Source organism: Calothrix anomala FACHB-343 (assembly GCF_014696435.1).
Classification (GTDB): domain Bacteria; phylum Cyanobacteriota; class Cyanobacteriia; order Cyanobacteriales; family Nostocaceae; genus Aulosira; species Aulosira anomala_A.
In genome coordinates, this window is sequence record NZ_JACJQG010000066.1 from 33,044 (window position 1) to 58,146 (window position 25,103).

Here is a 25,103-nt window from a genome sequence, read left to right on the forward strand (position 1 = left end):
AATAGTCAACAGTCAGTAGGGGCGGGTTTATTGAGAATTATCGTTGATCAGTGTGAATATTTGTGAACCCGCCCGTATAACAGTCAACAGTCAACAGTCAACCATCAAGAACATTCTCGACTTAATAACAACTTACCATTATTTAAACGATAAAAACCTTGCGCTTCAATAATCGGATCGCCTTTTTTCCAAGGACGCGCTGTAGTAGCGATACTTCTTACCTCACCAGTGGTATAGTTAGAAATCAAAACCCCAGGACGATTAGCAGGTAAAGCACCAGAACCTGTAATGATAAACGAATTTTCTTGTCGCTGATTACTGCGAGCAATACAACTTGACGCAATCAGGGCGTTAGTGTCAATTAAGTTAGGGGATAATTCCGTCAGGCTATTTTGAATCGAACTATTATCAGGGGAATTAACATCAACAGTTCCCGATAAACCAACACCAGAAGTCGCTGTAATAAATTGAGAAACATCGCTAGGTTGAGAACCAACAAATACACCTTCAGCATTAACTATTACTCGACCACCGCGAGAATTGTCTGAGTTAGCACTGATGCGGCTATTTTCTACCGCAACTAAGAATTTTGTATCTATATTAATATTACCACCAATGACATTTTCGCCTGTGGCATTAGTAGTAATGCTGCTACCTTGACGTAGGGTTAAATTTTGCGTGTTGAGGTTAATTGTTGCTTGTTCGCGCTTGGGGTCTTTATTGGGACTGCGTGTATTAGCATTGAGAGCAGCTTGATTATCTAAGCGGATAGTATCAGCATTGATAGTCATAATTCCTGCATTACCTATTCCTCTTGCATTGACCAATACTTCTGCACCATTATTTACTAGTAATTGAGGAGTGTTAATCCTCATATCTCCTGCATTACCTCTTGAGTTGGGTTCAGCAGAAGCTAACAAGCCACTAGGAAAACGACCATCAGCAGACCTACCAATCAATTCAATTTGACCTGAAGCATTAACAGTTAAATTTCCAGCTTTTCCAGCACCAAATGTACCAGTAAATATCTGTGCCCCATCTCCTATAAGTAAATTTTGGGTATCAACCTGCAAATTTCCTGCATCACCAGTTGACCCAGCATAAGCAGAAGCACTCAAACCACTTAAAAAACGACCATCAATAGATGTACCAGTTAGTTCCACGCTATTAGCAGCATTGACAGTCAAATTACCGCCTTTACCTGCACCAAATGTAGCAGTGCTAACTGCTGCCCCATTTCGCACAATTAAATCTTGGGTGGTAATCGTCAATTTTCCCGCATCGCCTGTTGAGCCTTGGTTAGTGGAAGCACCCAAACCACTAGAAAAACTACCATCAGCAGAGGTACCAATTAGTTCTACCTTACCAGAAGCGTTTACAGCCAAATTACCTGCTTTACCTCTACCAGATGTTGCCGCACTTATCTGCGCCCCATCTTGTACAAATAAATCTTGGACGTTAATTGTCAAATCTCCCGCATCCCCAGTTGAACCTGCAAGAGCAGAAGTCGATAAAACAGTGGGAACACTACCATCTGGGGATGTGCCAATCAGTTCTACTTTACCTGTGACATTAACAGTTAAATTTCCCCCTTTACCCCGATCAAATGTAGCTGCATCCACTTGTCCGCCATCGCGCACAAGTAAATTTTGGGCGTTAATCGTTAAGTCTCCCGCGTTTCCTGTTAAGCCTTGGGTACTCAATCTACTATTAAAAAGTACATTAGCAGACGCGCCAATTATTTCTACGCTACCGCTTGCATTGACTGTCAAATTTCCTCCATTGCCTGCACCAAATGTAGCAGTGCTAACCTGTGCCCCATCTCGTACAAATAAATCTTGAGTTTCAATAGTCAAATTTCCTGCATTTCCACTTGAGCCTGTCTGAGCAGAAGTACCCAAGGCGCTAATAGTTTGACTATTCTTAGAGATACCAATCAGTTCTACTTTATTTGAGGCATTTACAAATAAATTACCTCCCTTACCTGCACCAAATGTAGCAGTGCTAACCTGTGCCCCATCTCGCACAAGTAAATCTGGGGTGGTAATCGTCAAATCTCCTGCATTGCCAGTTGAACCTGTTTCCGCAGCAGCAGCCAAAGCACTAAAAAAACGATCGTCAGCAGAAGAACCAATGAGTTTCACGCTACGGTCAGCATTCACAGTCAAATTTCCTCCATTACCTTTACCAAAGGTAGAAGTAAGTACTCGTCCTCCATCACGAATACTTAAATGACCTGTGTTAATCCTCATACTCCCTGCATCCCCAGACCCTATAGTACTAGTAGAGATAGCGCTGAGTTTATTAGGTGAGTTACCTACAACTTCTACTGAGTCTTTGGCATTTATTGTCAAATCTCCTCCACGACTACGACTTATAGTAGTAATATCTCCACCATCGTTAATGCTCAATCGTTGCGTATTAATAGTTAATTCTCCACTCTTACCAGTACCAAAAGCGCTGGTTGATAGTATACTTCCTATGATACTTCTGTCTCCGGTTTGGGGGTCGATAAATGTTGCTATACCGCTCAAAGTAACGGAATCTGAAGCATTAACTAATAAATTTCCGCTATTACCAAGTCCTGCCGATTGCGTACCGATGTTGCCACCGTTAGTAAGTGTAAGCGATCGCGTTTCAAGCTGAATATTTCCAGCATCACCTTGACCATTACTAGAAGATAAAATTAAAGCAAGACCATTTAATAAAATTGAGTCATCAGCGAAAATATGAATATTACCACCCCTTCCCTCATCAAGATTTAAAGAGCTAATTAAGGTATTGCTACCATCAAGTTTGAGGGTTCTTGTTTTGATTTCAATATCACCGCTAGGCAGATCGTTAACCTGACCAAAACCAGATGCAGTAGAAGCACTGGAAATATTACTGCCACTATTAAGTGAAATAGATTCTTGAGCTTTTAAGGTTATCTTTCCACCTTGCCCTTGTCCAATATTGCCAGAATTAATTGCAGATTGATTAGTTAAATTAATGTTTCCAGTTGTGATTGTAATATCGCCAGATTTACCTATCGGATTGAAAATTCCACTAGTATTAATAAAACTACCGTTATCAAGGCTGACATCATCCTTTAAATTTAAAATAATATTGCCCCGACTTCTCGGCCCATTACTATTAATTATGCTTTGATTTGTGAGTCTAATCGATTGGGCATTAATTACAATATTTCCTGTATCACCCAAAGAGTTTTCCGAACCCTGACTTGCAATACTACTAAGATTATCCAGCGTGATATGGCCAGTTGCATTAACTACTACATCTCCCGCAGCAATACCTGGTTGACCTTCGCCAGGTTGAAGTAATGAACTAATAAAACTATTCCCAGAAAGACTAATATCATCAGCATTAACTGTAATTGCACCCCCTCCACTTGTCAAAGCAAAGGCGTTATTTTGCAGGAAAATATTTGCTTTTGGTAAGCCATCTGGAAAGGCTAACTGCATTTGATTACCGCTATTAATTAACTCAACATTTCCTGTTCCTGCAACTGCACCCAATTCCAAACGATTTCCTAACGAACCTGCAATACCACCATCAAATGTAATATTTCCACCTATTAAGTAAAAACTGCCCAGTGTGAAAATTTGACGACTACGGTTGATTATTTCCCCTTGATTAATTTGATTAAATAACAACGCCGACGGATTCACCGTTAATAACGGTACAGCTTGGGGATTGGTGGCGCTAAAATTTCCCTGATTAGCAAACTGTATTCCGTTTGCAGTCGTACCGATAAATGAACCTTGTACATCTAAACTGGCATTTTCTCCAAACACAATGCCATTGGGATTAATTAAATATAAATTTGGCTGAGAATTACCAAATGTACCCAGCCTTCCCAAAATTTCTGAAGGGTTATTACCTGTCACCCTTGTTAAGATATTTTGAATATCTGCATTAGGACTGAAGAAATATGCTTCTCGTCCCGCACTGATATTAAATTCACCAAAACTGTGAAATAGATTAATTTGGCGAATAGCACCACCTGTAATCACTTCCCTTGCTTGTCCGCCAAAGTTACTAATTACTTGCGATGCCTCAGTACCAAGGGTGTTATCGGGGACAATATTACTTTGTTGCGCCTGGGCTTTTGCTGTCAAGAGACTAATACTTAACCAGCCAATTAACCCTGCCAATCCGAACTGCAAACACTTGTGTAATCCGTAGTTTCTTGTCATCGGTGGCTGCTATTCATCTTTTCAATCTGAGTATCTAATAAAATTGCCAGTTTTAGCAATAATTCCGCTAAATATTTCAAAAAAACTGTAGGTTGGCTTGAAGCTTTGCGAAACCCAACATTTCCCTAGTTTTGTTGGGTTTCTTAACAATGACTAATGACTAATGACTAATGACTAATGACTAATGACAGCGATCGCAATTTTGCCAACAGCACGTTCTGTTTCACTTTCTGTATGGGCTGCTGCTAATTCTTGTAAAGGATATGTACGGTGAATCACAACACGCATTTTCCCCGCTTCAATCAACTCTTTTAAATACAGCAAGTCTTGAGTATTGGGTTTTTCTAAAATAAATTTGACCTTTTGACCCGGTAGGAAACTTGTTAAAATACTCTGCACAAAACTTTCAACGCTGGGTAGGGTGGTGATGTACACACCATTTGGTTTGAGGACTTGCTTGCATTGAGAAGGCGATCGCTTACCCACTACATCGAAAATAATGTCATAGGGTTCTGTGTCTTTGGTAAAGTCCTGTTGTGTATAATCAATTACCCTATCTGCTCCCAAAGACTTGACAAAATCCAAGTTTTTTGTACTGCAAACTCCCGTCACCACAGTACCTAAAGCCTTAGCAATTTGCACGGCAAAAATGCCTACACCACCAGCCGCGCCATTAATCAAAACACTTTGACCTGACTGAATATTACCCTGGTCGCGCAATGCTTGCAAAGCTGTGAGTGCAGCTAAAGGAACTACAGCTGCTTGTTCGTAATTCAAATTCGTCGGTTTAGGAGCCACTATATTTGCTGGAACAGCCGCAAATTCTGCATAAGCGCCTCCAGGTACAGCCGTACTTCCATAAATAGCGTCTCCAGGCTGAAAACCTGTAACCGCAGAACCAACTTCTACAACTTCCCCCGCCAAATCAAACCCCAAAATCATCGGGAATTTATTACCTGTGAGGAATCGCAACATTCCCTTGCGGATTTTCCAATCAACAGGATTAATACTACTAGCGTAAATCTTCACAAGTAATTGGTCAGGTTTAATCGTCGGTTGTTCCACATCCTCATATTGCAACACCTCAGCAGAGCCATATCGGCGGATAACAACAGCTTTCATCCCCATTCCTCCTTGCTACCCTGTTTTTCTCTCTAAATACAGTTTAATAGCTGTTGACGGTTGACTGTTGACGGTTGACCGTTGACCGTTGACCGTTGTACAGACGCGATTAATCGCGTCTCTAACAAATGACTAAATAGCAAGTAAATATACCTGTTTCGACTTCTTTAGAAAAAGAAAAATTCCGAGAGAAAAGTAAAGTTTTTGAGAATTATATGCATTAATATAGATAGGTAAACCATTCTATAAGCCTTATCTGGCAAGCTTTCACAACTTTATTGCACATCATTTCTAATGAAATCTTAAAACAATATGAATTACATTTTTACCCAAAAAAAAATGATATGTTGGATACAGAATTGAATTTCGCACGTATCTGGAGTAGAACGACGTAGACTACTCCAGTTTTTCCCCCTCAATTCCCTATCACTACTAGCTTTGGGTGAGGTTGGGGAAGTGTTTGAGTACAGATGATTATGTCTAAAGATAATCTAAAATTAAGCTGTAAGCCTTGTGGGTTATGGATTTTATCTGAGTACAAAGAAATCCTGTACCCCACTCCAGAAATACTTGTACCCCAATGAGAAAACACTAGAACCCATACCCGAAAAAAATTTTTTGAATTCTGGAAATGCTTACAAAATATGACTTACAAAAATTGAGTACAAGCTTAATAAATCCAATAAATTCTATCCTAGATACCAGCCAGGCGATCGCCAAAATGGCTGCTATAAATCATATATCGCCAATCACTTAACGCTTCTAAACAAAAGCGAAAAGTGAGTGGAGGGATGAGATAGCACCATGCCTCTGTGAATAGAAGTCGCGGCTTTCAGTACGCACAAATTCTACCCACGACCCAAACGTTGACACACACCAGCCGAAAATCAAGGATTGTAAGCCTGCCCTACTCTAATATTTGATGTTATCATCAGCATCACCCCGCAACAGAGTAAGTTCCTGCGAGTTACGAGTAGAAGCCGCGACTTCAATTCCCAGGCATAAAGAGTAGCAACGGCATCTCTCACAGTGGCAGCCAGTCCACCGACCCTTGCGAAATTCAATGACACCACCGTCTACAGGACTCCTCACTTCCTCCAATCAGGAACCCACCACTACCCAAGCCAAATCAGGTGGTTGCGGATGCGACAGCAAAAGCAACGCCACCGTAGAAATGGACGAAAAGCTCAAGGAACGCATTGCCAAGCATCCCTGTTATAGCGAAGACGCACACCACCACTACGCAAGAATGCACGTTGCAGTTGCACCCGCCTGTAACATTCAATGCAACTATTGCAACCGCAAATATGACTGTGCTAACGAAAGCCGTCCTGGTGTAGTTAGCGAATTACTCACCCCAGAAGAAGCAGCGCACAAAGTATTGGTGATTGCAGGTAAGATTCCCCAAATGACAGTCTTGGGAATTGCTGGCCCTGGCGACCCGTTGGCGAATCCAGAAAAAACTTTCCGTACCTTTGAGCTAATTGCAGATAAAGCGCCAGATATTAAACTGTGCTTATCAACCAATGGTTTGATGCTGACCGAATATGTCGATCGCATTAAACAACTCAATATAGATCACGTTACTATTACCCTTAACACAATTGACCCGGAAATCGGCGCACAGATTTATTCTTGGGTTCACTACAAGCGCAAGCGTTATAAAGGTGTTGAGGGAGCAAGAATTCTGCTAGAAAAGCAGATGGAAGGATTACAAGCCCTCAAAGAAGCCGATATCTTGTGTAAAGTCAACTCGGTAATGATTCCGGGAATTAACGACCAGCACTTGGTAGAAGTAAATAAATTCATTCGTGAAAACGGCGCATTCCTGCACAACATCATGCCGTTGATTTCTGCACCAGAACACGGCACACACTTCGGTTTAACCGGTCAGCGCGGCCCCAGTACTAAAGAACTCAAAGAAGTTCAAGATCAGTGTGCTGGTAACATGAAAATGATGCGCCACTGTCGTCAATGCCGAGCCGATGCTGTAGGATTATTAGGAGAAGACCGCAGCCAAGAATTTACCAAAGATAAATTCCTGGAAATGGCTCCGGAATATAACCTAGAACAACGTCAAGAAGTTCACGAAGGTATTGAGAAGTTTAAACAAGAAATAAAAGCAGCCAAAGAAAAGGCACTAGCTGGCAAGAAATTTGCTAAAAACCCCAAAATCCTCGTTGCTGTTGCAACCAAAGGTAGTGGATTAGTTAACCAACACTTCGGTCATGCCAAAGAATTCCAGGTTTACGAAGTGGATGGTCAAGAAGTACGCTTTATCAGTCACCGCAAAATAGACCACTATTGCCAAGGTGGATTTGGAGAAGAAGCCACTCTAGACAATATTATTAAAGCGATCGCAGATTGCAAAGCGGTTTTAGTCTCCAAAATTGGGAACTGTCCCAAAGAAGAACTGCACAAAGCTGGCATACAGACTGTTGAAGCTTACGACGTAATTGAGAAAGTTGCTTTGGAATATTACGAGCAATATGTCGAAAGCCTAGAGAAATAGGGACTAGGGGCTAGGGACTAGGGGCTAGGGACTAGAGACTAGGAAAATTATACCCAATGCCCAATGCCCCATGCTCCATGCCCAATCCCCCATAAGGAGAATAGTCATGGCTTACAAAATTACTGGCCAATGTATTTCCTGTGATTTATGTCTGTCTGTATGTCCCACTGGTGCAATCAAAATAGTTGATGGTAATCGCTGGATTGACCCCGAACTTTGCACAAACTGCGTCGGTAGTATTCATACAGTACCTCAATGTCAAGCTGGTTGTCCCACTTGTGATGGTTGCGTTAAACAACCTACAGATTATTGGGAAGGTTGGTTTGCCACCTACAACCGCGTTTTAGCGAAGTTAACTAATAAAGAAGATTATTGGGAACGTTGGTTTAACTGTTATTCTTAGAAGCTTCTACTATCAAACTAAAAAGATGCGTTGAGGACAGTCCATCGCAAACGAGATTTATGAGGGCTGTTGACTGTATTGCACGCTGTACTAGTATTTGTGTATTTAGGCTTGACTAGTGATTAAGGGTTGTATTGTACAGAGAAATACAGAGCATTTTCTAGCCCTGTACCATACGGTGAATTTACTGAGATTAAAGGAATTCCCCAGTCAAGACGAGCGGTAAAACGATCCTGTTGCCACTGTAAACCCAAACCCACAGAAGCCATCGTATTGGGGCTGGGATTGGTTTGACCAGAACTATTCCAACCTGTGCCAAAATCAACAAAGGGAATCACCTGGATCAGTCCCTTTCCCCGGAAAACTGCCATCACAGGGAGTTGAACTTCGGCTGAAGCGAAAATTCCATTGTCAGCGAGCAGAGAATCTTGGAGGTAACCGCCTTTTCCGCCCAATATGAATTGTTCTGAAGGTACTAAGGTCTGGTATGCTAGTTGAGCATTGGCACGCACCAATAGCAATGTATCCTTAGCTAAAATCCGTGTCCATTGCGCTTGACCTTGCCAGGAAACAAATGTGGCTGGTACTGAATTCACCAGGGCTAGGGGTTCGTTGCTTGTAGAACTAAAGGAATTAAATCCAAAGCTGAATTGAGAACGCAGTTCGATGCTATCTTGTGCATTATGTTTTTTAAATTCCTGAAAAAACCGCAGTGCAAAGGTGCGTGTCATCCCACTATCGTTAGACAATGAAGACAGGGATAAAGGAAGCAGAGATGAAATCGTCGGGCTTTCCCCTACAAAAGCAGTTAGACCGAGGGCTAATTCTTCATAAGTTGGCTGCTTTTCTCTATTGCCAAGGTTTTCCTCTGTAATTCTGCGGATAATTGGCTGACGCAGCGTTAATTCGTAAGTGCTTAAGGTTGATTCTTGATTGGAAGCATTCCCAGATACTTGTAAGCTATCTAAGGAAGAATTGATGGAAGATGCTGCCAAAGTTTCTTCGTTAACGCTTTGTACTGGGGAAGGAACGAAGCCATTCAGCGCAGATATCCCCTCAGCCTGACTTTGGTTGTAGGTAAAACTGAGAGTTCCATTGCGAGCATTTAGGGGTAAGGTGTAGTTAACATTCCAGTTATGTGTTCCTTCTGTACCAGAATATCCCAGGCTGAGGCTATCTCCTATCCCCAGTAAGTTAGCTTCTGTGAGTACAATTTGTTGTTGAGAGGTTCCCAAATTGGAAAAACCACTAATATCATTGCTAAGTGAGACGCTGAAAGATTTTGCTTGTTTGACCTCCACTTCTAAAATACTTTTACCTGGACTTGACCCTGGTAATAGACGAAAGTTTGCAGATTCAATTAGCGGGTCTTGTTGCAGCAGTTGCACGGCTGCCTGTAATTTGTTAACGTTCAGGGGTTTTGATGCAGCTAGTGCTAACCGGGAACGCACATAGTTAGGATTGAGGCGCACTCTTGAGCTTTCTGTATATTCCTTGTTAGCAGGGGGTGATTTTACATCAATTCTCTCTAACTCCCCTTCAATGACGCGAATAATCGCTGCTGTTTTTTCTTGCTGTTTGGTTTGAGAGGAGATACAAACCACCGCACTAGAAGTACTATAGCCACGAGCTGCATACTGTTTGGTGATTTCCGCAGCAACTTGCATCAGTTGTTCCTGGGAGAGGGCTTTGTTAAGGTAGCCTTTAGTGAAGCTTTTGAGTTCTGCTGGTGTAAACACCGGATGATTGACAACAAAAAAGAACTCTTCCACTGTGAAAGCGTCTAGAGTAGTTCCCGACTCTTCTGCAGAAATTGTCTTGGAACACACAGCTGCTTTTGGTGTGTTTGGGAGTGATGGGGATTGCTCTGGAGTTGGGAGAGGAAGGGAATCATTGAAAGTCGGTTGTTTTTCAGTCTTCTTTGCGTCGAGTTGCTCAGATATCGCACTGTTGGGGCTGAAGGCTGAACCGGGAAGTACTTCTTCTAAAGTAGGGGTTGGGAGTAGAGATGGTTGGGGTACCTGTGGAAGATGAGTGAGGGGTTTGGGGGCGGTTATTGGCTCAGGTTGAGGTAATGGCAATAGGTTAGGGGTGTTTGCCAGTGCAGATTCAATAGTGAGGCTGTTAGTTAATATAATTGGACACAACTGGAGCAAACACCGGAAACGGTTACGCCAATGAGAATTTTGCAGGTGCATGTTGAATAGCAGGGAATATATGCAGATGAATAATGGCTTGCTTGGTATATGTCATCCCTGATTCAGAAGGGGAAAGGGTAAAGGGAAAAACCTTTACCTTTTCCTTTGCAAAACTATAGATGCTTGAATTGAATTGTGCCTACTTACTTGTAGTTTGCGAGAGAACAAAAATATTAGAGTAATTTTTTTGTATTTCTCAGATAGAAATATAGCTGGAAAATCAACTATGTTTAATAGTTGAAATGGCTAGATAAATTTGCCTAATTTTTTGTTAACCATAATATGTTCACAACAGATACAGAAGACAATAAATTATCTTCTGCAAGTAAATGCTATTTTTAATAATCTGTGGACAGCTAAGAATATTGACTTTTGTTTTTAAGTTTTTATCATGGCTTTTTATCCCTGGTTTTGTCAGTCGGTAGAGTCGGATATTTAAGTCGGAAAAGTCGGATTTACTATAATATTTTGCGTTGTTCTCAAGAAATAATTGCTGCCAAAATAAATGATATTTTTATTGACGAACATCAGAGTGTTAATGTTATAAATAAACAAGAGTTAAGGAACTTAAACCATGAAAAAAACACTACTAATTGCTACCACATTAATGGCGCTTGCTATTCCCGCACACGCTAGTCAGATTAACCAAGGCAGCCAAGATAACCAAGCTAAAATGAGCCAACAAGGTGAAAAAATTGAAGGTACAACAAACCAGGCATGCCGCCAAAGGATCGTAAATGGTAGAAAAGTCTGGTATTGCTGGTAAAATTGCCAACTTTTAATACAGAATTTTTTCTGCTCTGATAACTAGTCATGTCTGGTTAATACCATGAATTAAATATTTTTAAACCTCCAAACTTATAATCTTGGATTGAGGTGTGGAGGTTTTAATTATGTCCGGCTATCACCAATTGCTTACCATCAATTAATTAATTGATGGTAAGCAACGGATTAATTCGGGCAATAGTTTGTTTTTGAGCTACTCTTACAATTACAAATTTTAGGCTCTTTTATTATCAATAATTATCACTTTTGATAAAAGCTTATTTTGTCTCAAGCAACTGTTTAATATTCTCCTCGCTAGCATCATCCATTGCTGCACTAATTTTTTTTTGGTCAACGCATTTACCTACTGCGCTTTTGATAGTAATTTAAGAGGGCTAAACAAATTCTCTTCACTTTGTTTTACCTCTGTTTTTCTACATCTATGACGTGAATAAGCAAAGCAGCGAAGGGTTGTTGGCAGCAACCCCTTTCTTGCTTTGCATCTTTATCTATCCTGATTCCTCTCCCCTCTTCCTGTCAGTCGGCAAAGTCGGCTCATGAAGTCTGCAAAGTCGGGTAATTCAATCAGCGATCGCAGTATGCGATCGCCGAGCCATAAATCTAGACAAACCAGGGAAGTAGTATCTTATGCTAGAGCGATCGCTCTTTGGTGAAAATGACTGTGAGCAAAGATAAGCGATCGCTTGTTGGATAAGTAGGGCGATCGCTCTTTGCTAAAATGGCTTTGATGAAAGAAGAGCGATCGCTTGTTGGATAAGTAGGGCGATCGCTCTTTGCTAAAATGGCTTTGATGAAAGAAGAGCGATCGCTTGTTGGATAAGTAGGGCGATCGCGCTGAAGCAATGATAGTCAGAGCCAAGATCGATCTAAAAACCCGCACTCATTGTGCCAATTTCTGGTAATCGCACTACTTTTAATCTATTGACTGTGTAATTACCACTGTTCTTCTGCCACGGTGTATGCGACTAAATAGATAGAAGCTTCACTCGCACTTGTGACTGTTTTTACATAAGTTCCTATCTCTGTCTCCTTATCAATTGCGAAACTTCCGAGTTGATCGTCTCCGGAAACAGAATCGTATTCCCAAAGGCTGACATCTAAAGACTGAGTGAGAGGATAACGCAATTCATCAAACCGTACAATTTGACCCGCATAAATTTCATAGTATTTACCGGGTTGAGGCCAAAACCGCTTTGCAATTCCCGGTTGATTAGTAAAAGTCATGTACAGCTCATCTGGGTAATTTCCTGCTTTACCAATTGCATCTACCAAGCCTGGAATTCCTTTCAAAACTGTTGCACCTGCCTCCAGAGCTTGTCCAACCAATTGAGCTTTAGGGTTCGGAGTTTGACCCAGTACTTTAGCTGCTGCTGCTGCAACGTCACTTGACAAACTTACAGCCTTGCTAACGAGATCAGAATTTACACTCTCTGACATGGCTACACACTTCGCCGAATGAAGCCTGGCGACCTTGATCTTAGTTGTCAGGTACTCATAACCCAATTCATAGACATTCCCTTCTTTTGGATCGGCTAGCGTTATCTTTCCTGAACCTGAACCTGTTGCAGAAAATACGTGAGTACCCATGTAGTCATCAGCTGAAGTGCTGTCATATTCCCACAGCTCGACCTTCAAATCTTTATTAAAACTAAATGTCTGGTTGATGAATGCTTCATCTCCGACGCGCATATCATAATCACCAGAAATTGGCCATTTTTGAGTCTGCTGTCCATCTACAAAAAATTTTGCATATACATCATCCGCACCACCGCCACTTGATGTTTTTATACATTTTAGTTTGCTTAATACAATCTTAGCCATTCCATTCTCCTTTTGTCTGAGATATTTTTGTTACTGAAAGCGATATCATCAACCAATTCCTTTAACTCAATACCTTTGCCAAAATAAGAGGGTAAACAAATTTTGGCAAAAATGGCAAAATGACCCATACATAAGCGTTCAGCTTATAAGGGAGGTTGGAAGCTCAAACCCTTTATACGGCGACAATACGCCAAAAAAATCCAATATGGAAACCTGGAAGGAATTTTTAGGACTTATTGTTTTTGCCAAACATTAGATAACAGCGAGTTAATGGTGAAAGCATCATCAACCCACCCTCGTAAATTGGCAACGGTATTGTTAACTCCTACAGCTTTCTGTTCATACCCTTGAGAGGTATTACATTGACTATGATTTGGTTGATAGTTACATTCATAAGACGCTTCCCGAACAAAAATTGTGAACTCTTCAATCGCACAAATTTTTTAAACTCACTACACCCAAGAAAACTGTCTCCAAAATGCGCCTCTTTTAGCACAGGTAGTGACAAATTTACCTGCTATCCTGCAAGTACCGTCTCTTCTGCTCTGGCTTCAACTCCCTCATTCCTCTGGGACATTTCCCCAATTGCTGACTTTGTTGCAGTTGGTGTCACAGATTTATCCCTATCCGTTCCCTCCTCCCCGATAAAATATCCCCTTAACTCCTGTTGTAAAATCTTCCGCGCTTGGGAAATACGCTTACAGACATTCTGATAGGAAATATTTTGTTGTTGGGCAATCTCTGGATAAGAAAGTTCTTGATAAAAGTGCAGAATAAATGTCTCGCGTAGCCTTGTCGGTAAGTTATCAATAGCGCGACGAATCACCATGTTTCTCTCGCTATTTTCCACAGCACATAAGGGCGTATTCTCAAAATCAACCATTCCTTGCTCTTCATCAGAAGCGTAATTTTCTATATCCTCAACTCGATTCGCCCCCCGACTGCGTTCTCGATGAATATCCACGCAGAGATTACGAGTCAGCGTCATGAGCCAAGCCTTAAAATTAGCAATTTCCCCCGCATACTTTTGCGCCTTCTCCCAAGCTTTCAGCATCGCTCGACTGAGGGCGTCTTCAGCATCAGTTGGGTTTCCATCCATCCACTTGACGCAGCAACGATAAAGATAATCTTGATACTGTTGCCATTGCTGCCAAAAAGTCATACTTACATCATCAGAACCACTACGCTCTGATGAAGAGAAAACTGCTGGAGAAAATACCATAATGTGACACTCAACAATCTAATTAATTTGATTGCAATTCGATTTCCAAGGTCTAACGTATAAAAAATTACTCACTTTTTAGCCGCAACTAGGCTGAAGCATTATATTTAGAAGATTTACAGTGTTTTTGGGTAAATAAACTAATCAATGTATATATTTTGCTAATCCAGTATTTATATATACTTAATTGTACTTATAAATATTGAGTTAGTAATGATACTAGTAAAGTTTTGGACATTCACTAGCGTGGTATTTGCTGCTCGTATGTAAAGTTACTACTATTCTCTGCTGTGTAATAGTCGGAAAAGTCGGGTATTTTGGTCGGATGAGTCGGATTTTGCTGGAAATATTTTTTAATATCAAGTATTTATATTGAGGCTAGCTCTCGATAAAATTCACAAAAGCAAGTGGTAAAGCGTCTAATAAGAGAAATGTATAATACCAATACTTAAGGGTAATGATAAATAAATACTATAGTAAATCTATTCTCTTTTGGAAAAATTTACGAGAAAATACGGTTAATGTAAAACTATAAAAGTAAATAATATTTAAATACGAAAACATTTACCGGAAGTAGTAGCGATCGCCAATTGCCATAGTACGTATAAAATAAAATACATTATCTCCTCATTAAAAACCCTTAAAAAACATATCATGACCCTTGAAGAAGCAATCAAATGGGTAGACTCGACCCTAGAATCCAAAATAGGTAAAAAACTAACTATCCCGGAGAAAGAAATCCTCAAAGCCGCTTGGGAAAGCGAACCCTACAACGCTGTGGCGGATAGTTTATATATGAGTGTGGGGCATATTAAAGATTTAGCCTCATTATTATGGAAACGTCTTTCAGATTTACTAGAAGAAAAAGTAACTAAAAATAACTTTCGCCATTTACTTTTACGACGAAGTGCTACCTTTACTCAATCATCTCTCGAAATTTCCGATAGTGACACCTATCAAACTGAAGACCCGAAAGGTAATATTTTAATTGTTGATGATTTGATTGAAAACCTGCATTTTTTAAACGATATCTTAAGCAAACAGGGGTACAAAGTTCGCAGTGTTACTAATGGTAATATGGCATTACGAACTATCCGCAACAATCCACCAGATGTGATTTTACTTGATATCAAAATGCCGGATATTGATGGCTATCAAGTCTGCTCAATTCTGAAAGCTGAGTCAGAAACTTCAGATATTCCGATTATTTTTCTCAGTGCATTAAACGAAGTTTTTGATAAAGTCAAAGCTTTTGAAGTGGGGGGAGTAGATTATATTACTAAACCATGTCAAACTGAAGAAGTTATCGCCCGTATTCAAACTCACCTGACTTTGCAACAGCAAAAGCGCCAACTGCGGCAAGAAATTGAGAAACATCAACAAACCGCAGAAATTCTCTACCAATCTCGCGCCCTCCTTGCCAGTTTGTTGAATAGTTCCAGAGATGGAATTGCTGCTATGCAAGCCGTGAGGGATATGCTAACTGGAGAAATTGAAGATTTTCGCTATTTATTAGTTAATCCTGTCTTTGCTAAAATTTTGGATAAAAAACGAGAAGAATTGACTAATAATTTAGGACAGAAGCAATTTCTCAATAAACTCATTCCCGGATTGTTTGAACAGTTAATGCAGGTAGTTGAAACAGGAGAAACCCTGGAAAAAGAATTTTTTTGGGTAACCAATATGCAAACAAAATGCTATGAATTGATAGCGTTGAAATTGGGTGATGGCTTTTCGATGACTGTACGCGAGGTTAAAGATGATGGGGAGATGAGGGAGGTAGGGGAGCAGGGGATATGGAACAATGCTAAACTAAATTATCAGAGGTAGGTAGTAAAAATGAGTGCAGAACAAGAGTTATTAACTAAGTGGCGTTCCCTTCCACGAGACAAACAAGAGGAAGTTTTAGATTTTGTGGAATTTCTTCGCTTGAAAACCTCTGCAAATAAAACTCCCTTGGGAGAACGTTTACGCGAAATTCGCTCTCGAATTGTTGCTTCTGGCGAACCTTTATTAACTCAAGATGAAATTGAAAAAGAAATTGCTAGTCGTCGTGGGGGATTAGAAGAAACTGAAGCATGAAGATAACTTTTATTGATTCTGGAGTGCTAGTAACTGCGGCGCGTGGTGTGGGAGCAGATTCAGAAAAAGCTTTGGAAGTTTTAGCAGATTCAAACCGTGAATTTGCTTCGAGAGAATTCATCAAAATGGAGGTAATACCTAAAGCAATTTACAATCGAAAAACGGCAGAAGCTGAATTTTAAGAATCATTCTTTAGTGCCGTCATTTACTGGAATAACGACATAGAAAAAGTAATACAAGATGCTTATAATATTGCTTGTCAATATGGTTTAGCCGCTATGGACGCGCTTCATGTAGCTGCGGCATTGTCAGTTGGTGCAGAGGAATTTGTGACAACTGAGAAAAACACAAAGCCGATGTTTAGAGTATCTACTATTAATGTAGTTTCTATTTTTGATTAGTTTTTTATTGTTCATCAATCAATGGTTCAGTTAAATCTAAAATCTTTTCAAATTGAAATTTTTTGACCCAATTTTTGCAAGTCTGACGAACTAAAGCATGAGATTCAGGAACTAACTCTAGGAGTTGTAAGACTAATTCTGCATCTGCGTCAAGGGCAGCTTCATGCAAATTTATAATCCATGATTTTGGCATTTCTGCGAATAAATCGGTTAAACTTAACGGTTCTACAGTTAGATTAGGAGTGTGAGAAGGTGGTTTTTGTTCTTGATAAAGATAACGGACTCCCAAATGTTTAACCATCATTTCAAATATAGTTTCTGTGTAAAAAGGTTTGCGGATAAAATCATCGCAGCCAGCAGATAAAATTACGGTTTTTTCTTCTTCCCATGCACTAGCAGTCAAAGCAATAATGACAGTGGCTTGCCCTTTAGTTGTGCTTTTGATGCGTTTGGTAGCTTCATAACCATCCATTATCGGCATTCGCATATCCATCCAAATTAGATGCGGTGAGTACTCATCCCAAATTTTAATTGCATCTTCACCATTATTAGCTTCTTGGACTGCAAAACCCAGGGTTTTGAGAAGTTTAACTAACAATTGGCGGTTATAATCTTTATCATCCACTATTAAAATACGATATTGAGGTTGGTTAGGAGCTAAGGCAATAATGCGATCGCTTTTCGATGGATTCTTAATTACGCATTCTTCAGCAATATCTACTGGTATGTCAAATTTAAAAGTAGTACCAGAAGAGTAAAAAGCTTGACTACTAATGACAGTAATTTCACCCCCCATCAAGCGCACAAATTCACGGCTAATTGTTAATCCTAATCCCGTTCCTTGCTGTAATTGCTGCCCTGATGAGGTTTGCACGAAGGGCTGAAATAAATTCTCTAGTTCTTCAGCAGCGATGCCAACTCCTGTATCTGTGACTTCAAAGCTAATAGTTGTTTCTCCCTTGTTTTTGTGGATGTCTGCATTGCTACCCACTTTAACAGACACGCTCCCAGAGGAGGTAAATTTAATGGCATTACTGATTAAATTAATCAGTACTTGCCGCAATTTAATTTCATCTGTGCAGATATATTGGGGAACGTTAAGGGCACAGTCAAATTGCAACTGCAAGTTTTTATATTTGGCTTTCAATGCAAACATATCTTCGATATCTGCTAGTAAGTAATATAAATCGAAGTTAGTTGTGGATAAAACCATGCGCCCGGCTTCAACTTTCGACAAGTCAAGCACTTGGTTAATTAATGTCAATAAATGTTCTCCACTGCGATGAATAATTTCCAGGTTGTCTTTTTGTTCGCTAGAAAGATTTGTATCCTGGTTCATCAGCTGAGAAAATCCGAGAATCGCATTTAGGGGAGTTCGCAATTCATGACTCATGTTAGCCAGGAATGTGCTTTTAGCGCGGTTAGCAGTTTCGGCTGCATCTTTAGCTTGTTCAAGTTCTGCTTCTATTTTTTTGCGTTCGCTAATTTCCTGTTCTAACCGCACATTTTCAATCAGGGTTTTCTGTGCCTGCTTGCGATCGCTAATATCTTGAACAGTAGCGATCGCATACTCTACATTACCAGTTTCATCAAAAATTGGCGTGCTGGTAACTTCTAAGGGCTTGATTCCCTCAGTTGAGTGTAGTTCCAAATCATCCGCCCTGATTTTTTCACCGCCCAGCGATCGCACTATGGGTAGCTGTTCTAATGGATACATCTGTCCAGTTTCCGCCCGATATATGCGATAGGCTTGTGCAAGTTGTTCGGCTTCAGCTTTGACTAAATCTTGAATCTTGAGTAACTGCTGGGAAACTTGATTAGCATAAACCAGTTGTCCTTTGGCATCGTGAACTGATATACCTAGAGGAATGGCGTTGAGAAATTTATTCAATCGGTTTTGCGTCGATTGCACTTGAGTATAAAGTCTAGCATTATTGAGCGCGATCGCGGCTTGTGTCGAAAGCATTTGTATTAGTTTCAGGCGATCTGGTGTAAAAACATCATCTGCAAGATTATTCTCTAAGTAGACAATCCCAATTAATTGCCCTTGATTCAGCAGTGGCGCACAAAGTATTGATTTTGGTTGGTATTTTTTAATATATTTGTCCTGAGTAAATCTACCCTCACGGGCAACATTACTTTCAATCAGTCCTTCCTGAGTCCTAGCAACATAGTAAATAATTGATGCAGGTAGACAAGTTTCGATAGGAGTTGATTGCAATACGAGAATTTGCTCAGAGTTTGCCTCACCAGATGCTTCAACTCGTAATTCTCCCAAAGATTCTAAAATGAGATAGCCAGTTTGTGCGCCGGCGCTAGATAGCAGAATTCGCATTAAAGTTGCGAGGAGTTTATCTAGTTCAATTTCACTAGCAATTGCGACAGCAGCTTTCATCAGTGCGGCTAAATCCAAAACTTCACCAGCAGTACTACCAGAAGTATTAGGTATGCTGTGGCGTGAATCTAGAGATATATTGGTTTTGGTAAAACGCTGCAAAAGTTGCGGATATTGCTGTTCTAAATCCTTAACTTTTGCGATCGCACCCCAACGCAGATAACAGTGATAAGCATTAATCAGATAACCTTGGGCAACTTGTGCTTTTCCCCAATTGAGGTAAAATTTAGCAGTCAGTTCATTAGCTAAAGCTTCTTCATTGAGATAGTCATTTTCTTTCGCTAAGGTAATAGCGCGATCGTAACAATCAATCGCTTGAGTATATTCTCCCAAAACTCGATGCAATTCTGCCTGCACTAGAGAGAATTTTTGCAAATGAGTCATTGGTGCAAAATGCGCCCATTTTTTAAGATTTTTTAGCTTGCTTTTCACCTGCTTTTCGATGCGTTTTTGTTCGGATTTAGAAACATCAGCATAGATAGCTAAGTAAATTAGAGATATGTAGAAATCCGCTAGGGGAATACTACCAACAGCACTATCTTGGGATTCTTCCACTAAACGGGTATATTTCAGAGCTTGCTGATAATCTTGAAATAGATAGCCGAGAAATATTTTATAAAAATAGAGATAGTGACAAATATTTTGGGCATTGGCTTCCAGATGAATCGGTAGCATTTTATCTTCGTCATAGCTCTCACCGATTAAACGACAATTATCTTCAGCCTCTCCCATTAAATTTAATATCAGCTGCCGATTGATTTGGATATAGTAATAACCTGTTTCTTGTCCCAATTGTTTGAGAGAATTAGCATACATTGCCATTTCTGGTTCCAACTTTGCTAATTCTTGTCCCAGAATGTATGCATGATGGGTGTATGAAGTTGCCGCATAAGCAGCGTATTCTAAATCTCCCGTTTCCAATCCAATTACATAAGCCTCCCGCAAAGGTGTTAAGGTTTCTTTAATATGCTCTTTCCAATGTTTAATAAAGAAATTAACCACAAAAAATATTCTAGCTTTCAGTTCTTTGGCATTGAATTTATTCAGCAATTTCAGAGCAAGTTGACCGAATTGATAGCCTGATTCTATATCTCCAATAACTTCCCCAGAGAGAATCAATCCGTAAGTAGCATAAGCATAGCAAGAAGTAGCTGTATTACCATATTTGAGAGATAAATTGACCTGTGTAAACACAATTAAAGCAAAGAGTTCTGGTATTGCAAAATAAGCAGGTGCTACCACATCTGACAAAATCTGCATCGCTGCTAATTTGTAAGGATCTGTCATTTCTGGCAGTTCGCTTAAGTCCTCAATTCGTTTGCCTAGAAAACTTAATTTTGTCTTTACTAGTTTGAGTAAAATATCTATTTTATTCGGCTTTTTGGGAAAGTAAATTCCTAACATTTTTAATACTGCCAGTGCGGTATCAATTGCTTGTATAGGATGATTTTGTGATGTATAAGCTTGGATTTTGATTTGATAAACTTTTACTTTATCTAGCAAGGAATTAGCTTTTTGTAGAACTATATCAGCTAATTTATCCATTTCCTCAAAATTGCCACAGGAACTTGCTACTTCGGCAGCTTCCACATATAATATTAAGGTTAAATCATACTGATTTTGCCAGCTATCTCCGCTCAAGCAATTCCTACCAATTCTGAAGTAATTACCAGCAGTTTTCCAGGCGGCTGAGGCTTTCGCTTTTTTCCCAGCAATCAGATTTAATTGAGCGATTTTATCTCGTTCTTCTTGAGTATCTATTGCTGCAATACCTAAGTTTAGTTGATTGACAATATCAAAAATCTTTTGTTGCTGTAACTGTGGCGGAGTGTTTTGTAATAACAGTTGTCCAACTCTCCAGTGAACTGCTTGCTTTTCCTTTGCGGGTATTAAGAAATAGGCGGCTTGCTGAATGCGATCGTGAGCAAATTTATAAGTAATTTTTAATTCATGCAATTCTCGCTCTGTTTGCATAAATTTGTAGTCATATCCGATAGGTAATATCAGTCCGGCTTGCATAGATTCCCATAATTCTTTAGCCGTTTCTCTTTGAGTTTTCTCATTAATAACTGCCAGAGTTTTTAAATCAAAAGAATTACCAATACAAGCAGCTAATTTTAAAACTTTTTGTGCTGACTCTGATAAGCGTTGAATCTTTTCTGTCATTAATTCAACAACATTATCTGTTATACTACTATTGATAATTTGTTCCAAATCCCAAAACCAAGAGCCAGCATTAGTATCAAATTTCAGCAATTTATCTGTATAAAGCGACTTGATAAATTCCTTAATAAAAAAAGGATTACCCTGTGTTTTCTCCCAAACCAACTGAGCTAATTTTTGGGTATGGATACAATTAGTCTTCAGCGTTTCTGCAATGAATTCATTAATTTGATGGAAATTTAAGGGTGAAAGGGAGAGATGATTAACAACTAACCCCTGCTGATTCATTTCTGCAACAGTCAGCATAGCCGGATGAGTTGCACTGACTTCGTTATCTCGATAAGCTCCAATCAAAAACAGATATTGACTATTAGCATGAGTCATGATTAACTGGAGCAATTGCAATGTAGCACTGTCTGTCCACTGGAGATCGTCTAGAAATATAACTAGGGGATGTTCTTTTTGACAAAATACTTGGATAAAGTTTTGAAAAACTAAATTAAACCGATTTTGTGCTTCTGTAAAAGGTAATTCGGGGACAGCAGGTTGTTTACCAATAATCAGTTCAACTTCGGGAATAACATCAATAATAATTTGTCCATTAGCTCCCAATGCAGCTAAAATTTTCTCTTGCCACTGTTGTAATTGCAATTGATTTTCGGTAAGCAATTGACGCACTAATTCTTGAAACGCAGCAACTAAAGCTTGATAGGGAATATCGCGATGAAGTTGATCAAATTTTCCGCTAATAAAATATCCGCGTTTTTCAGTAATTAGCTTATAGAGTTCGTGAACTAAAGCTGATTTCCCGATACCAGAGTATCCAGAAATAAGCATGAGTTCAGTTTTACCAAGACTTGTGCGCTCAAAGGCAGTCAATAAACTCTCAATTTGCGATTCTCTTCCGTAAAGTTTCTCCGGAATTTGTAATTGATGGGAAATATCTTGACATCCTAAAGTAAATCTTTGGATAGCACCGCTTTTATATTGAGTCAGACAAGTTTCTAAATCTGCCTTAATTCCCCAAGTACTCTGATATCTTTCTTCAGGCATTTTCGCCATTAATTTCATGATAATCTCCGAGACATTTATGGGAATTTCTGAGTTGATTTCCTGAGGACTTAGGGGTTGTTTAGCAACATGACAATGGACTAATTCAAGTGCATCATCAGAATCAAAAGGAAGCTGTTTTGTTAACAATTCATAGAAAGTGACACCAAGAGAATAAAAATCGGTGCGGTAATCAATTGCACGATTCATGCGTCCTGTTTGTTCTGGAGAAATATAAGCTAATGTCCCTTCTAAAACATTCGGACTTTGGAGGGCGATATTTTCTTGAGATAAAAGGGTAGATAAACCAAAATCGATAATTTTTAATTGTCCTGTTTGCGGATTGAAGACAATATTAGATGGATTAATATCTTTATGAATGACATTTTTTCGATGAATTTTGCCTAAAATATCTGTGATTTGGATAGCGAGGTTAAGAAACTCTGGTAAAGAAAACGAAATGTTTGGTAACAGAATTTTTAAAGACTCTCCACCAAAATCCTCCAATAACATCAGAAGGGTATTCTCGTATTTTCTCAACTCGTAAGCTTTAATTATTCCTTCTAAGTTAAGACTACGAGTAATTTCATATTCCTGCTGATAGCGGTAAAGTTCGGCAGGTGTAGGATAATCCTCCTTGAGGAGTTTCAAAATTACGGTTTGCCGATTGGTATTAAATATGCCTCGATATACGAATGAATTAGCACTTTCGTAAAGTTGGCTGACAATTGTGACATCTGGCTGTGAAATCATATAGAGAGTAACAAAATAGCCTGAAAAGCTTAGGGAATAAAGTTTATAGCAAATTATGATTATAAAATATAGAGCGACTTCTAAGTAAATGTCTGGGTCTATATTGTTACTAATATTTTATCTTTCTAGGTTGTCAATGTCTCAGTATAGGCAAAAAATTTTACTCGTGCTTGACAATCCGCTTGATCTCGATTCCTCCACCACATCACTATAGGAAAGCTTGTGTGGGATATCTACTCTTAAATCCCTTGTCCATAAAGTTAGGAATGCTATCAGCATCACCACTTAATTAAATCTCACCCCATCTCAGATTTTTCAGGCTGGTTTGAGGTAGGGTTGAAATTAATAATTCGTCCAGTCTACTGGATTATTGAATGTTTCCAGGGCGATCGCAATCTGTTCTTTGATATCAAAAACTCTATTGTGCTTCTGTTCCCAAAACAACGCCTTCATACAGAAGTGCGATCGCACATTCAAATTCGATACTAGATAGGCTAATCTTATCTCCCTCAGTATAGGGATAATAAAGCCACATTCTTCCCTCTCCCCGACAGTAGCGTTCGACAGAGATTTTTTCGGAATCTATCAATAAATATTCTTGCAAAGAAGGAATTTGCAGGTAATTAGTAAATTTCTCGCCTCTATCTTTGCTGCTAGTACCAGGAGAGAGAACTTCGACAATTATTTTAGGGTTTTGAATAAATTTTCGAGCATTGAAGTCTTGAGGATCGCAACTGACAACAACATCAGGATAATAGTAAGCACTTGTAGGTGTAAGTTGCACTTTTACGTCAGATACATTCACTCGACAACCTCTAGCACGTAAATGTGGACGTAAAGCTGTGTAAAAATTCAGTGCAATATCATTATGGGGAATTGTACCACCTGTCATGGCAAAAACTTCGCCACTAACATATTCGTAACGAAGGTCTTGCAGGGGTTCCCATGCAAGATATTCCTCGATAGTCATTTTTTGCGGTTGTTGGGAGGCTACCATAGCAAGATTTTTCGAGTTTGTTTTGATTTTAGCTTGGAGCTTAGGGAGACTAGCACAAACTCCCTGAGTTTACCTGTTAAGCAACAGTGCAATGTAAATTTGCTGTGGTTTGCTTTCTCAACAAACTTCCACAAAGATTTATAATTCGTTATGATTGTGATTTATCTTGGTTGCAGGGTGCTGATACCGCTTCACTTTAAAAATGATACACATAGGCAAGCAGAGGGGCAGAGGAAGCAGAGGGGCAGAGGAAGTGATTTGTATCAGTAATTTCGTGAATTGGTATGAAATGAACTGTAGTAATTTTTGATATTTTATGGCTAAACTTTCCCACGAGTTAGAACGCTTTTTTTTGAAACCGAACAACCTGCTCACGTTAAACTAGCAGATATTTTGTTGCTGGCAAAGGAGCATATCTTCACAGCTGTTGTGGCATTGATGATGACTTCAGTGGCAATTGTGGGATTAATTTACCGTGCTGCCAGACCATCAAGATTATATCTTTCTTGGGATGGGCTGGCACTGATTACTCTCTATATCGGTGGTATGTATATTATTTACCGCAGTTGAGAGGCGATCGCTTGCCCTGTATTGTCTGGTTGTGGCAAAACTTGACAAGAACGGTAAACACTACCACAGGAATAGATGAGAGTGGCAACTAACCCCGTCCAACCTGTTTGATGATTGGCTCCCAATCCCGCACCATTATCACCGTGAAAGTATTCGTAGAACAAAATCAAATCACGCCAATGAGGGTCAGTTTGAAACAGAGAATTACCGCCATGAACGGGACGATATCCGGCTTCATTACGTGCAAAAATACTCATTAACCTATGGGATAACTCAATTGCAACTTCTTTTAAATTGGCAAATTGACCAGAACCTGTAGGACCAGAAATGTTGAATGTTAAGAAAAGTCTGATAAAAATAGCCCAAAATATGTTATTTTTGGGCGAAGGATTAAAATATATTAGTTTGATTGTGATTATAAATTCATTT

16 protein-coding genes and 1 pseudogene are annotated in these 25,103 nt (G+C 39.6%); 8 read left to right on the forward strand and 9 right to left on the reverse strand.

Annotated features, from left to right (window positions below):
- Positions 1 to 104 precede the first annotated feature (104 nt).
- On the reverse strand, positions 105 to 4,199 hold the full coding sequence (locus tag H6G08_RS28810) for a beta strand repeat-containing protein (protein WP_190549356.1): 4,095 nt from the start codon (positions 4,197 to 4,199) through the stop codon (positions 105 to 107).
- Positions 4,200 to 4,373: 174 nt separating this feature from the next.
- Positions 4,374 to 5,321 carry an NAD(P)-dependent alcohol dehydrogenase gene (locus H6G08_RS28815; protein WP_190549358.1) on the reverse strand — a complete coding sequence of 316 codons (948 nt, stop codon included), beginning with the start codon at positions 5,319 to 5,321 and terminating at the stop codon, positions 4,374 to 4,376.
- Between the two features lie 1,063 nt (positions 5,322 to 6,384).
- Between H6G08_RS28815 and nifB the strand changes: the two genes are divergently transcribed.
- Both nifB and H6G08_RS28825 read left to right on the forward strand, forming a co-directional pair.
- The gene (nifB, locus tag H6G08_RS28820) at positions 6,385 to 7,833 is read left to right on the forward strand and encodes a nitrogenase cofactor biosynthesis protein NifB (protein WP_190549360.1); all 1,449 of its coding nucleotides are present in this window, start codon (positions 6,385 to 6,387) and stop codon (positions 7,831 to 7,833) included.
- Between the two features lie 106 nt (positions 7,834 to 7,939).
- Positions 7,940 to 8,236, forward strand: coding sequence for a 4Fe-4S binding protein (locus H6G08_RS28825; protein WP_096580190.1), 297 nt, complete (start codon positions 7,940 to 7,942; stop codon positions 8,234 to 8,236).
- Between the two features lie 122 nt (positions 8,237 to 8,358).
- Here the strand turns inward: H6G08_RS28825 and H6G08_RS28830 are convergent, their stop codons facing one another.
- Entirely contained in the window at positions 8,359 to 10,434 is a 2,076-nt protein-coding gene (locus H6G08_RS28830) for a ShlB/FhaC/HecB family hemolysin secretion/activation protein (RefSeq protein ID WP_190549363.1), read from the reverse strand.
- Positions 10,435 to 11,008: 574 nt separating this feature from the next.
- Here H6G08_RS28830 and H6G08_RS28835 point away from each other — a divergent pair.
- On the forward strand, positions 11,009 to 11,200 hold the full coding sequence (locus H6G08_RS28835) for a hypothetical protein (protein ID WP_190549365.1): 192 nt from the start codon (positions 11,009 to 11,011) through the stop codon (positions 11,198 to 11,200).
- A gap of 650 nt (positions 11,201 to 11,850) precedes the next feature.
- On the opposite strand, the gene H6G08_RS28840 is transcribed toward H6G08_RS28835, so the two are convergent.
- The 3 genes from H6G08_RS28840 to H6G08_RS28850 all read right to left on the reverse strand — a co-directional run bounded on the left by H6G08_RS28840 (position 11,851) and on the right by H6G08_RS28850 (position 14,263).
- Entirely contained in the window at positions 11,851 to 12,063 is a 213-nt protein-coding gene (locus H6G08_RS28840; RefSeq protein WP_190549367.1) for a hypothetical protein, read from the reverse strand.
- Between the two features lie 90 nt (positions 12,064 to 12,153).
- The gene (locus H6G08_RS28845; RefSeq protein ID WP_190549368.1) at positions 12,154 to 13,041 is read right to left on the reverse strand and encodes a C2 domain-containing protein; all 888 of its coding nucleotides are present in this window, start codon (positions 13,039 to 13,041) and stop codon (positions 12,154 to 12,156) included.
- A gap of 517 nt (positions 13,042 to 13,558) precedes the next feature.
- Entirely contained in the window at positions 13,559 to 14,263 is a 705-nt protein-coding gene (locus tag H6G08_RS28850; protein ID WP_190549370.1) for an RNA polymerase sigma factor, read from the reverse strand.
- A 654-nt stretch (positions 14,264 to 14,917) separates the two neighbouring features.
- Here H6G08_RS28850 and H6G08_RS28855 point away from each other — a divergent pair.
- The 4 genes from H6G08_RS28855 to H6G08_RS38570 all read left to right on the forward strand — a co-directional run bounded on the left by H6G08_RS28855 (position 14,918) and on the right by H6G08_RS38570 (position 16,746).
- Positions 14,918 to 16,093 carry a response regulator gene (locus tag H6G08_RS28855; RefSeq protein WP_190549372.1) on the forward strand — a complete coding sequence of 392 codons (1,176 nt, stop codon included), beginning with the start codon at positions 14,918 to 14,920 and terminating at the stop codon, positions 16,091 to 16,093.
- 9 nt (positions 16,094 to 16,102) lie between these two features.
- On the forward strand, positions 16,103 to 16,345 hold the full coding sequence (locus tag H6G08_RS28860; RefSeq protein ID WP_190549374.1) for a V-type ATP synthase subunit I domain-containing protein: 243 nt from the start codon (positions 16,103 to 16,105) through the stop codon (positions 16,343 to 16,345).
- Positions 16,342 to 16,527 carry a hypothetical protein gene (locus H6G08_RS38565; protein ID WP_313943080.1) on the forward strand — a complete coding sequence of 62 codons (186 nt, stop codon included), beginning with the start codon at positions 16,342 to 16,344 and terminating at the stop codon, positions 16,525 to 16,527. The genes H6G08_RS28860 and H6G08_RS38565 overlap by 4 nt, the downstream gene beginning before the upstream one ends.
- Before the next feature lie 96 nt (positions 16,528 to 16,623).
- Positions 16,624 to 16,746: a hypothetical protein gene (locus H6G08_RS38570; RefSeq protein WP_313943082.1), complete on the forward strand. Its 123-nt coding sequence runs from the start codon at positions 16,624 to 16,626 to the stop codon at positions 16,744 to 16,746.
- 4 nt (positions 16,747 to 16,750) lie between these two features.
- On the opposite strand, the gene H6G08_RS28870 is transcribed toward H6G08_RS38570, so the two are convergent.
- Both H6G08_RS28870 and H6G08_RS28875 read right to left on the reverse strand, forming a co-directional pair.
- Positions 16,751 to 23,107, reverse strand: a complete 6,357-nt coding sequence (locus H6G08_RS28870) for an AAA family ATPase (RefSeq protein ID WP_190549376.1) — start codon at positions 23,105 to 23,107, stop codon at positions 16,751 to 16,753.
- Between the two features lie 418 nt (positions 23,108 to 23,525).
- Entirely contained in the window at positions 23,526 to 24,104 is a 579-nt protein-coding gene (locus tag H6G08_RS28875; protein ID WP_190549378.1) for a Uma2 family endonuclease, read from the reverse strand.
- A 393-nt stretch (positions 24,105 to 24,497) separates the two neighbouring features.
- On the opposite strand from H6G08_RS28875, the gene H6G08_RS28880 reads away from it, so the two are divergent.
- Positions 24,498 to 24,674 (forward strand): hypothetical protein, encoded by a 177-nt coding sequence (locus tag H6G08_RS28880; protein WP_242046314.1) that lies wholly within the window; start codon positions 24,498 to 24,500, stop codon positions 24,672 to 24,674.
- Here the strand turns inward: H6G08_RS28880 and H6G08_RS28885 are convergent.
- A pseudogene (locus H6G08_RS28885) lies at positions 24,662 to 25,009 on the reverse strand (MGH1-like glycoside hydrolase domain-containing protein); the annotation flags it as partial. The gene H6G08_RS28880 and the pseudogene H6G08_RS28885 sit on opposite strands and share 13 nt — an antisense overlap.
- Positions 25,010 to 25,103: the final 94 nt, after the last annotated feature.

Bases quoted from the DNA above. Each gene is read 5' to 3' on its own strand.
- H6G08_RS28810 (WP_190549356.1), bottom strand. From the start codon at position 4,199: ATGACAAGAAACTACGGATTACACAAGTGTTTGCAGTTCGGATTGGCA.
- H6G08_RS28815 (WP_190549358.1), bottom strand. From the start codon at position 5,321: ATGAAAGCTGTTGTTATCCGCCGATATGGCTCTGCTGAGGTGTTGCAA.
- nifB (WP_190549360.1), top strand. From the start codon at position 6,385: ATGACACCACCGTCTACAGGACTCCTCACTTCCTCCAATCAGGAACCC.
- H6G08_RS28825 (WP_096580190.1), top strand. From the start codon at position 7,940: ATGGCTTACAAAATTACTGGCCAATGTATTTCCTGTGATTTATGTCTG.
- H6G08_RS28830 (WP_190549363.1), bottom strand. From the start codon at position 10,434: ATGCACCTGCAAAATTCTCATTGGCGTAACCGTTTCCGGTGTTTGCTC.
- H6G08_RS28835 (WP_190549365.1), top strand. From the start codon at position 11,009: ATGAAAAAAACACTACTAATTGCTACCACATTAATGGCGCTTGCTATT.
- H6G08_RS28845 (WP_190549368.1), bottom strand. From the start codon at position 13,041: ATGGCTAAGATTGTATTAAGCAAACTAAAATGTATAAAAACATCAAGT.
- H6G08_RS28850 (WP_190549370.1), bottom strand. From the start codon at position 14,263: ATGGTATTTTCTCCAGCAGTTTTCTCTTCATCAGAGCGTAGTGGTTCT.
- H6G08_RS28855 (WP_190549372.1), top strand. From the start codon at position 14,918: ATGACCCTTGAAGAAGCAATCAAATGGGTAGACTCGACCCTAGAATCC.
- H6G08_RS28860 (WP_190549374.1), top strand. From the start codon at position 16,103: ATGAGTGCAGAACAAGAGTTATTAACTAAGTGGCGTTCCCTTCCACGA.
- H6G08_RS38565 (WP_313943080.1), top strand. From the start codon at position 16,342: ATGAAGATAACTTTTATTGATTCTGGAGTGCTAGTAACTGCGGCGCGT.
- H6G08_RS38570 (WP_313943082.1), top strand. From the start codon at position 16,624: ATGGACGCGCTTCATGTAGCTGCGGCATTGTCAGTTGGTGCAGAGGAA.
- H6G08_RS28870 (WP_190549376.1), bottom strand. From the start codon at position 23,107: ATGATTTCACAGCCAGATGTCACAATTGTCAGCCAACTTTACGAAAGT.
- H6G08_RS28875 (WP_190549378.1), bottom strand. From the start codon at position 24,104: ATGGTAGCCTCCCAACAACCGCAAAAAATGACTATCGAGGAATATCTT.